The following is a 9808-nucleotide window of genomic DNA, read 5'->3' on the forward strand; positions in this document are numbered from 1 at the left end:
CAAAATCCTAGCGTACGGCAATTAATTATTAATTGGAGTCAGCAGGTTGATAGTGTGGATGTTGCGGTACTTTTGGGACAACGCTTGTTGCAGCGCGCGCAAATTCCTAATAATGAAATTTAATTTTTTTGAGTTAATTTTGACTGATAAGTCAAGAAAGAGATGATAATTATGAGTACTAGTATTTATATTCAGGATCAACAATTAATAGTTATACCCCGTGGTTTCGACAAAATCTGGTCATTAAAGCAAAAGTTAACTTTTCCACTAGCACATGTTTTAGGGGCAACAATTGATAGGGGAATTTGGAAAGACAAAAAAGGTGTCCGTAATCCAGGTTTGGGCTTACCCAATAAGTTAGCTGGGACTTTTGTACAGCAGGGGGAGCGCACCTTTTGGAATGCTGTGACTAAAGAAACACCGATTGTTATTCAATTAAAAAATGAAGCCTTTGTACGTTTAGTTTTGAGTCTGCCTCAAACTCAAGCCCGGCAGGTAGTGGATGAAATTAATGCCCAAATAACTAATAGTTAAAGGATTAAGACGACACCTCTTGACAAGCAGCTACGGCTGCTTTATATTTTAGATATACATATGAATGATTGTACATATGAGCATTAATTAAATAATGAAAGTGGGGAGCAAAATGAAGTTATCTAAGGCTATGGGGTTATACTTGATTGGCTTAATAATTTTTTTATTAGGATTACTAGTACCTGCACATTTGACAATTACTAAGAATTTACTCTTTACCACTACCGTTCTTGGGGCGGGGTATCATGTGCTCGGCGAAGGTTTAGGAGATACAATTAACCAGTCCCAACGCCAACATCAATTTGTACCCAATATTCACTTATTAATGGCTTTAGCCGCTGTGGGTGCAATGATTATTGGCAGTTTTGAAGAGGCAGCTTTGTTAATCTTAATTTTTGCGGGGGCACATTTTTTAGAAGAATATGCTGAGAATAAAAGTCGCAGTGAAATCACAGCACTTTTGAAAATGGCACCCGTGCAGGCTCAACGTTTATCAGCTGATGGTTATTGGCAAACAGTTTTAGTAAAAGATTTACAAATTGGTGATACTTTAAGAGTTTTGAATGGCGCCCAAGTTCCAACTGATGGTCGTATTACCAAGGGGCAAGCTCTTATCAATGAAGCAGCAATCAGCGGTGAGAGTCTCCCTCAAGAAAAACAAGTCGGGGCAGAGGTTTTTGGCGGAACGATTAATGGCAATTCCACTTTTGAAATGCAAGTGACTAAAGATAGTGAGGCTACAGTTTTTGCACAAATTATTCATCTCGTTCAGGCCGCCCAAGATTCTCCTAGTCCAACAGCAACAACCATTCAAAAATTAGCGCCGATTTATGTCAAGATCGTTTTAGGACTTTTACCCGTCATGCTGGTGGTGGGAACGCTGATAGCACATTGGAGTTTGGACGTTAGTTTTTATCGAATGGTGGGCTTTTTGGTAGCTGCTTCACCCTGTGCGCTGGCTGCTAGTGCTGTACCAGCAACTTTGGCTGGAATTTCTAATTTAGCTAGGCAGGGAGTACTTTTTAAAGGAGGCAGTTATTTAGCCAATTTAGCACATTTACAGACGATTGCATTCGATAAGACGGGGACATTGACCCGAGGAAAACCGCAAGTAACTGATCAATATTTTGAATTTCCTAAAAATCAAGAAAAACTCATTTCAGTTATTGTCACCATGGAAAATCAGAGTAATCATCCTTTAGCTCAGGCAGTTAAGGAACATTTTAAACAAGTGGTTGAAATTACCGACTTAACCTGTCACAACCAAGTTGGACAAGGTTTGAGTGCGGAATATGCGGGGCATTTTTATCAAATTGGTAAGCCAACTAGCTTTAAGCAGGTTCCTAGTACATTTGCGAAGCGCTGTCAGCGCTGGAGCAGCCAAGGTAAAACAGTGGTTTATATTGCTTGTGATTATCATGTGATAGGAATTTTAGCATTTATGGATTTGCCTAAGCCGTCAGCCCAACAAGCAATTAACTATTTTAACCAGCAGCAGATTCAAACTATTATGATTACCGGCGACTCTGCAGCCACAGGGCAAGCAGTAGCGCATAATTTACGTATTAAGCAGGCAATTACTAATGTTTTACCAACTCAAAAGGCTCACGTTATTGCGCAACTTCAGCAAAAGCAGCCAGTTGCCATGGTTGGCGATGGCATCAATGACGCGCCTGCTTTGGCTAATGCTAATATTGGAGTTGCTATGGGATCAGGTACGGATGTGGCAATTGATGTGGCTGACGTAGTATTAGTGAAAAATGACCTTTCAAAATTAAGTTTTGCTCATCGTTTATCCACTAAAATGAATCAAGTTGTCTTTGAAAATATTATTTTATCTCTAATAGTAGTCCTAGTATTAGTAGTGCTTAATGCTTTACAGTTAACTAATATTGCTTGGGGTGTGGTTTTGCATGAGGGTAGCACCTTGTTGGTGATTTTTAATGGGTTACGGTTGCTGTTTATGCAGCGCTAAACTTAAATGTGCTACACTTATAGGAGACTATTTGAAGGAGTACCCTTATGAGTGAACAGCACCTTGAACAGTTGGATATACCAACGGTTGCGGAATTGCAGCCAATTATTGATTTTTTTAAAACAATGAGTGATCCCACCCGTATGCGGATAATTTTAGCGCTGGCTAAACAACCTATTACTGTAACTGAAATTGCTCAAAAGCTGAATTTGTCTCAGTCCAGTGTTTCTCATCAATTAAGCTTGTTAAAACAACAGCGCTTTGTTACCTGGCAAAGAGCAGGCAAACAGATTTTTTACCAATTGGTTGATGATCATGTCTTACAAATTTATTATTTAACCAAATCGCATATTCAAGAAAAAAACGGCCTCCAACGTTCTCATTAAGAATATTCTCATTTTAATTAATATTTTTTAAATTAATTATTGACTTTAGCCAGTTTCATGGTATTGTATACATTAAAAATAGATTAGATATGGAGGAGAATAATATGGCTAAAGTTAAAGCGGAAGACATAGATTTTAATGATCTGGGGTTTGACTATATGGATTTACCTTATCGCTATCAGGCTTATTGGCGTGACGGTAAGTGGCAAGATGCAGGTTTAGTAGAGGATAGTGATATTCATATTAGTGAGTCTTCAACAGTTTTGCATTATGGACAATCTGATTTTGAAGGTATGAAAGCCTATCGTACGAAAAATGGTGATATTCAATTATTTAGACCGGATCAAAATGCTGCCCGCATGCAGCGCAGCTGTGAGCGTTTATTAATGCCGAAGATGCCTACGGATATGTTTGTTGATGCTGTCAAGCAAGTGGTTAAGGCTAACGCGGATTTTGTCCCTCCTTATGGCAATGGAGCTACCTTATACATTCGACCAATTATGATGGGCGTTGGTGGGGTGATTGGGGTACACCCAGCTGATGAATACTTATTTAGAATTTTTGCAATGCCCGTAGGTAATTACTTCAAGGGCGGTTTGACGCCAACTAACTTTACTACTTCAGAATACGACCGTGCAGCCCACAAGGGTACTGGTCAAAGTAAAGTTGGTGGTAACTATGCTGCTAGTCTGATGCCAGGTGAGCAAGCTCATAAGCGTGGATTTTCTGATTGTGTTTATTTGGATCCTGTTCATCATAAAAAGATTGAAGAAGTTGGTTCAGCAAACTTCTTTGGTATTACTCAAGATAATAAATTTGTTACACCAAAATCTCCTTCTATTTTGCCAAGTATCACTAAATATTCACTTTTGTATTTAGCTAAAAATGAACTAGGTATGGAAGCTGAAGAAGGCGACGTTTATATCGATGACTTAGATCGCTTTAAAGAAGCTGGCGCTTGTGGAACAGCAGCAGTTATCTCCCCAATCGGCGGTTTGGAGCATAACGGTAAAATGCATGTCTTTTATAGTGAAACCGAGGTTGGACCTGTGACGCGTAAGCTCTATGATCTTCTTACAGGAATTCAATTTGGTGACATTGAAGGACCTGAAGGCTGGATTCAAAAAGTCGAATAAGACTAGCGGAAATTTCCCAATTTTGTATATATTTTATTATAAGGTGTTGAGGCGCATTCCACGTCTTAGCACTATTTTTGTGTTTGTAAAAATTTAAGTTTAATAAATTCATAATCTTCCCATTATTCGCTGCGTAACCAATCAATTTGCTTTAAAATAAAGTTGAGTCATTGGGAGTAAGAAGATGAAACATTATCAGTTACAACATGCACAACCAGCAACAATTAATCATCGGCAAGTTTTTTTAATTTTGATTACTAGTTTGATTGTTAGTGTCTTTTTAGGGTTGTTATGGCTGCGCCATCTGCAAAATATGGGGCGGCCGGATGTCCACGAATATCCGATTTTAGGAGTCAGTGTGAGCCAAGAAGATGGTTATCAGGATTTTCGGCTATTACAAAAACATGGCGTTGATTTTGTCTATCTCAAAGCTACTCAAGGAGCTGATTATTTTGATGATAGTTTTTTAGATAATTATTGGCGCTTGCAAGGTGCACAAATTCCTTTTGGGGTTTACCACTATTTTAGCTTTAGTTCGACACCGCAATCGCAATTTGCTAATTTTAAGACTAGTGTTGGCCGCCAAATTGGCACCTTACCGATCGTCATTCAAATTAACGACTATCAACGTCCTCGTCCCACTACCAAAAAAATTAAGCAATCAGTGACACAATTACAAACTTTATTGGTAAACTATTATCAGCGTAAAGTTATTATTCAAACTCCCACAATCTGGGTGGGTCTCTTTAATAAAAGACCCAATAGTAGTTGGCTGCAAGCTTCAAAGCCGCCATTACACATGGAAATGGTGGATTTTTGGGAATACAGCCGTCAAGGCCAAATTCCGAGTTTGGCTACTAATAATTTATATCATTTATCGGTTTTTATGGGCAATTCAACGCGCTGGCAACATTATGTACAATCTGGAGGTTATTAAATGTTAAAACTAGGCGTTATCGGCACTAATTGGATTACGCGCCAATTTCTCGAAGCAAGTCAGCAGACTGCTACATTTCAGCTGGCAGAAATATATTCCCGTACTCTGGAACACGGGCAAAAGCTCCGCGACCAAGTTAATAGGCCTGAAGCGGTGGTGACAACTGATTTAGATGAGTTTTTTGCTAGTACACGCTTTGATGTGGTCTATATTGCTTCTCCTAATAGCTTGCATTTTCAACACATCTGTCAAGCTATCAAAGCCAACAAGCAGGTCATCGTTGAAAAACCGCTAGTTTCTACCCGGGCGGAATTTTTGAAAATTCAAGAGTTATTAGACCAACATCCCCATATCTACGTATTAGAAGCTGCGCGCCATATTCATGAAAGTGAATTTGCCACTTTAAAGCAGCAGCTGCAACAATTAGGGCCAGTGAGTGGGGCTACTTTGACTTATCGTAAATATTCTAGTCGTTATGACTTGGTCTTAGACGGCCAAGAGCCGAATATTTTTTCACCGCAATATTCGGGCGGAGCGTTGATGGACTTGGGTGTTTACTTACTTTATGATGCATTTTGTCTATTTGGACAACCGCAAGCTGCCCAGTACTTGCCGCAGATGATTCGTACAGGTGTTGATGGTCAAGGCACTATTATTTTGAATTATCAGCAGTTTGATGTAGTAATGCTCGTAGGAAAAATTACCAATTCCAATTTACCTTCCGAAATTTACAGCGGTAAAAAGACTTTATCATTCAATGATGGCGGTACGGTGCGCCAAATTTGGAATAATTATAATGATTGGCGCTTGCAAGCAGCTGAGCATAACCCCATGTTGGCAGAAACTCAAGTGTTTGCTGAGATTATTAGCCAGCAGGACCAGCTGCATTTTCAAAAGTTATGGCAGTTATCCGATCAAGTCAATCAATTATTAACACAACTTCGCGGTGATGCAAAAATTTCCTTTGCCGCGGATCAAGGTGAGGTTTAAATGCAAATACCAGCAGTTTATCAAAATTATTTTCAGCAGCAGCATTTCCAAAAATTAACTCCAATTCAAGCTCAAGTATATCCATTTCTGCAATCCCGCCGATCAGTTCTAGCCTTAGCGCCTACTGGCTCGGGTAAAACTCTTGCTTTTGCAATGCCGCTGTTAGAACAAGTGCAGCCTCAGGGCGGAATTCAAAAGCTAATTTTGGAACCATCGCAAGAATTAGCAATTCAAACGCGGGATGTCTTGCGCCAGCTGAATCCGGAAGTGAATATTTATGGGGTCATTGGCGGAGCTAACATGAAGCGTCAAGTGGAACATCTCAAACAAAAGCCGGAAGTAGTAGTTGGAACATTGGGGCGTATTCAAGACTTAATTGAGCATAAAAAGCTTAAATTGCAGCATATTGATACACTTATTGTAGATGAAGCTGATGCACTTTTAAGTGAACGTTTAGAGGTTATTAGGGGCTTGTTGAACCGCTTGCCTAGCCACATTCAATTGGGCTTTTTTTCCGCGACTAAGGTACCTATTTTTACGGAATTACCCAAGTGGTTCGGACAAGATTTTGCTAGAGTGGATTTAACGCAAGATGAGCGTTTTCGCGCCGGTTTACACCATTACTTTATGGTGGTCGATAGTCAACAAAAGCCGGAATTATTGCAAAGACTGGCCCACCGTAAAAATCGGACTAATTTGGTCTTTTGCCAGTCAAGTAAGCAGTTGCACCGCTTGGCCGCTGACATGCGTTATCGCAAGACTTATTTTACCGTATTAGATACCAGTGATCCTAAAAAGCGGCGTGCAGATGCCCTCAATGCCTTTAGACAGCACCAGACGTCATTATTACTAACAACTGATGTGGCGGCGCGTGGAATGGATATTCCTGATTTAACAACAGTGATTAATTGGGAAAATCCGCATAATCTGACTGAATATATTCACCGTAGCGGTCGGACTGGTCGCATGGGTCGACAAGGAGAGGTGATTACACTTGGTAATCAGCATGACTGGCGGCAGTTGCAGGCACTCATGAAGACTAGTGCTATTCATCCGCTTAAGGTGCATTTAAAGGGGGATCATTTAGAAGCGGGGGCTTACAGTTCACAACCTCAAAAAGCTCAAACCACTCCTAAAAAAGCGGCCGCTAAAAAGCGCTGGCGTTATCAAAAAAATAAGGGAAAACATCATTAAGAGCTTTACAGACGGTTGATTTCGTGGCAAGATAAAAGTAGACTGCAACGGCTTCAACTGTAGTTTTGGTCTCGTGGCTCAACTGGATAGAGCAACTGCCTCCTAAGCAGTAGGTTATCGGTTCGATTCCGATCGAGATCATCAAAATAAATCCCGGGACAAAATAAGTCGATTGCCCTGGATTTTTTTATAATGGAGATAAAAAATGCAAAAAATTAAAGTAATGACTATCTTTGGGACCCGGCCGGAAGCTATTAAGATGGCGCCCTTAGTTTTAGAATTAAAAAAACAAAGTGCCAATTTTATAACTACTACCGTGGTGACTGCTCAACATCGAGAAATGTTAGATTCCGTTTTAGATATTTTTCACATTCAGCCAGATTATGATTTAAATATTATGAAAAAAAGACAAACCTTAAGTGGAATTACTAGTTCGGTGATTTTAGACTTGGAGCAGGTCTTAGAAAAAGAGCAGCCCCAAATAGTCTTGGTACACGGCGATACCACCACAACTTTTTCAGCGGCGTTAGCTGCCTTTTACCACCAAATTGCTATTGGTCATGTAGAAGCCGGTTTAAGGACTTGGAATAAATATTCCCCTTGGCCCGAAGAAATGAACCGCCAAATGACGGATAATTTGGCTGATTTATATTTTGCTCCTACTCAGCAAAGCAAAGCTAATTTATTGCAGGAGCACCACCCGAAAACGCAAATTTTTGTCACTGGAAATACAGCTATTGATGCCTTGGATCAAACTGTGCAGTCAGATTATCATCATGAAGTCTTAGATTTAATTGATCCCAATAAGCGCCTCATCTTAGTCACTATGCACCGGCGAGAAAATCAAGGCCAGCCCATGCGTCAGGTCTTTGAAGCCATGCGTGATGTTGTGGCGGAACATGATGATGTGGAGATTATTTACCCGGTTCATTTGAATCCAATTGTACAAAAGACTGCCCAAGAAATTTTAGGCGGCCACGAACGGATTCATTTGATTGAACCTTTAGATGTTTTAGACTTTCATAATCTTATTGATCGCTCGTATTTTATTATGAGTGATTCCGGCGGTGTGCAAGAAGAAGCGCCGGCCTTAGGTAAGCCGGTGCTGGTTTTGCGCGATACTACTGAACGTCCAGAAGGTGTTAGTGCGGGCACATTGAAGCTAGTGGGTACTGATTATAATAACGTTAAAGCCCAAATGCAGCAGTTGTTGACTGACAAGCAGGAATACCAAAAAATGGCTCAGGCCAAAAATCCTTATGGTGATGGTCACGCTAGTGAACGAATTTGTGCTGCTATCTTGTATTACTTCCAACAAATTCAGCAGCGCCCGGAGGAGTTTAAATAGTGACCAAAATTAGAACATTATTGTGCAGTTAAAATTTAGGAATATGCGCAATTAATTATTAATATTATTGAATGCTTAAATTTTAGTAGTCTGATTGGGTTTGTGCTTTTTAGTTAGAAATAACTAGAGCCGAGCCGGGTCAGATTTTTTTAGTTATTGTTTTATCATAAAAAGCCGTCCAACTACTATCTAAGTTTTTTTCAGGTGATTAGGAAGTTTGCTAAAATTCAGCAAAATTATTTATTATTGATATAAAAATATCACTCTATAATTCATACTAATTGGTAAAGACGTTATAATGTAAATAAATAATTTTGAACTAGTTATGGAGAGTTAAATATGCTGTTAACCAGAATCATTGAGGATAAACACGATGATTATCTTAAAATTAAAAGACAATTGGCACAATATGCCTTTGATCATAATATTGAAATTAAAAGTCAACATGTTGACGATTATGCTTACTTATTAGAAACTGTTAAAGGTACACCGACACAGATTTATTTTATTGATATTCAGTTGGGGAATAGGCAAAACGGAATTCAATTAGCCCAGCAATTGCGCATGCAGCAACAGAATATCAAAATAATCTTCATGTCTGCATTTCCCAATTACGTTTTTGACACTTTTGTGGTTCATCCGGAATATTTTTTGCGTAAGCCGGTCCAATATTCTGAATTAGAGCAGGTATTGGACCGCATTATTGCAACTATTAAAAAGCAAACTGCCCAAGAATTTATGATTCGCTCTCTTAAAGATAAAAGTAGTTTAGTGCTCAAGACTTTGAATTTGAAGGCGATTAGTTTGCTTGATTCCGATAAACGATTATTAAAATTTATCACTACTGATGGTGATTATCTGGCTCACGGACGTTTAGAACGTTATCACTTCTTATTGAAAAATGATAATTTTTATCAGTCTTACCGCAACACCATTGTAAATCTTGATTATGTGCAAAAAATTGAGAAAACTAACTTACTGTTAGATGATGGTCAAATACTGCCACTAGCCGGAGCACGCCGCCCAGAAATTCTCAAAAAGTTTATTGCGCGCAGCTAGCTTACAAATATCAAGATTAGGAGGATTTAAGCTTATATGAACGAAAAATTTATTTTATGTTTTTTAGCCCTCCTAGCAGCGCTATTGCAAAGTATTATTATCTATAATTATTTAAAGATGTTCTTTAAGAAAAAAGCTAATACTAAAAATACTATAGTTATTGCTATCTTTGCAGTGACAACTTTTAGCTCTTTTTTAACAACCATCATAGTGACACCAAGCTTTATTACTGCTTGTATTACTTTAGTT

At 39.0% G+C, this 9808-nt stretch carries 10 protein-coding genes and 1 tRNA gene; all 11 read left to right on the top strand.

The genetic code is table 11. The features are described 5' to 3' along the window. Window positions 1-171 precede the first annotated feature (171 nt). Complete coding sequence (locus tag EQ827_RS06805; RefSeq protein WP_181190251.1) at window positions 172-534, top strand: hypothetical protein; 363 nt, start codon at window positions 172-174, stop codon at window positions 532-534. Between the two features lie 112 nt (window positions 535-646). Next, window positions 647-2509, top strand: coding sequence for a heavy metal translocating P-type ATPase (locus tag EQ827_RS06810; RefSeq protein ID WP_181190252.1), 1863 nt, complete (start codon window positions 647-649; stop codon window positions 2507-2509). Between the two features lie 47 nt (window positions 2510-2556). Continuing rightward, entirely contained in the window at window positions 2557-2895 is a 339-nt protein-coding gene (locus tag EQ827_RS06815) for an ArsR/SmtB family transcription factor (RefSeq protein ID WP_181190253.1), read from the top strand. Window positions 2896-2999: 104 nt separating this feature from the next. Further along, window positions 3000-4031, top strand: a complete 1032-nt coding sequence (locus tag EQ827_RS06820) for a branched-chain amino acid aminotransferase (RefSeq protein ID WP_181190254.1) — start codon at window positions 3000-3002, stop codon at window positions 4029-4031. 184 nt (window positions 4032-4215) lie between these two features. Next, on the top strand, window positions 4216-4968 hold the full coding sequence (locus EQ827_RS06825) for a GH25 family lysozyme (RefSeq protein WP_181190255.1): 753 nt from the start codon (window positions 4216-4218) through the stop codon (window positions 4966-4968). Next, window positions 4969-5958 (top strand): Gfo/Idh/MocA family protein, encoded by a 990-nt coding sequence (locus tag EQ827_RS06830; RefSeq protein WP_181190256.1) that lies wholly within the window; start codon window positions 4969-4971, stop codon window positions 5956-5958. It abuts the gene before it with no gap. After that, complete coding sequence (locus EQ827_RS06835; RefSeq protein WP_181190257.1) at window positions 5959-7152, top strand: DEAD/DEAH box helicase; 1194 nt, start codon at window positions 5959-5961, stop codon at window positions 7150-7152. Between the two features lie 67 nt (window positions 7153-7219). Next, window positions 7220-7293, top strand: a tRNA-Arg gene (locus tag EQ827_RS06840). Window positions 7294-7357: 64 nt separating this feature from the next. Then, on the top strand, window positions 7358-8500 hold the full coding sequence (gene wecB, locus EQ827_RS06845) for a non-hydrolyzing UDP-N-acetylglucosamine 2-epimerase (protein WP_181190258.1): 1143 nt from the start codon (window positions 7358-7360) through the stop codon (window positions 8498-8500). Window positions 8501-8839: 339 nt separating this feature from the next. Continuing rightward, on the top strand, window positions 8840-9559 hold the full coding sequence (locus tag EQ827_RS06850; RefSeq protein WP_181190259.1) for a LytR/AlgR family response regulator transcription factor: 720 nt from the start codon (window positions 8840-8842) through the stop codon (window positions 9557-9559). A 36-nt stretch (window positions 9560-9595) separates the two neighbouring features. Next, window positions 9596-9808: hypothetical protein (locus EQ827_RS06855; protein ID WP_181190260.1), on the top strand; the 213-nt coding region annotated here is incomplete at its 3' end.

The organism is Bombilactobacillus bombi (genome assembly GCF_013607485.1).
In the GTDB taxonomy this organism is placed as follows: domain Bacteria; phylum Bacillota; class Bacilli; order Lactobacillales; family Lactobacillaceae; genus Bombilactobacillus; species Bombilactobacillus bombi_A.

Bases quoted from the DNA above. Each gene is read 5' to 3' on its own strand.
- EQ827_RS06805 (WP_181190251.1), top strand. From the start codon at position 172: ATGAGTACTAGTATTTATATTCAGGATCAACAATTAATAGTTATACCC.
- EQ827_RS06810 (WP_181190252.1), top strand. From the start codon at position 647: ATGAAGTTATCTAAGGCTATGGGGTTATACTTGATTGGCTTAATAATT.
- EQ827_RS06815 (WP_181190253.1), top strand. From the start codon at position 2,557: ATGAGTGAACAGCACCTTGAACAGTTGGATATACCAACGGTTGCGGAA.
- EQ827_RS06820 (WP_181190254.1), top strand. From the start codon at position 3,000: ATGGCTAAAGTTAAAGCGGAAGACATAGATTTTAATGATCTGGGGTTT.
- EQ827_RS06825 (WP_181190255.1), top strand. From the start codon at position 4,216: ATGAAACATTATCAGTTACAACATGCACAACCAGCAACAATTAATCAT.
- EQ827_RS06830 (WP_181190256.1), top strand. From the start codon at position 4,969: ATGTTAAAACTAGGCGTTATCGGCACTAATTGGATTACGCGCCAATTT.
- EQ827_RS06835 (WP_181190257.1), top strand. From the start codon at position 5,959: ATGCAAATACCAGCAGTTTATCAAAATTATTTTCAGCAGCAGCATTTC.
- wecB (WP_181190258.1), top strand. From the start codon at position 7,358: ATGCAAAAAATTAAAGTAATGACTATCTTTGGGACCCGGCCGGAAGCT.
- EQ827_RS06850 (WP_181190259.1), top strand. From the start codon at position 8,840: ATGCTGTTAACCAGAATCATTGAGGATAAACACGATGATTATCTTAAA.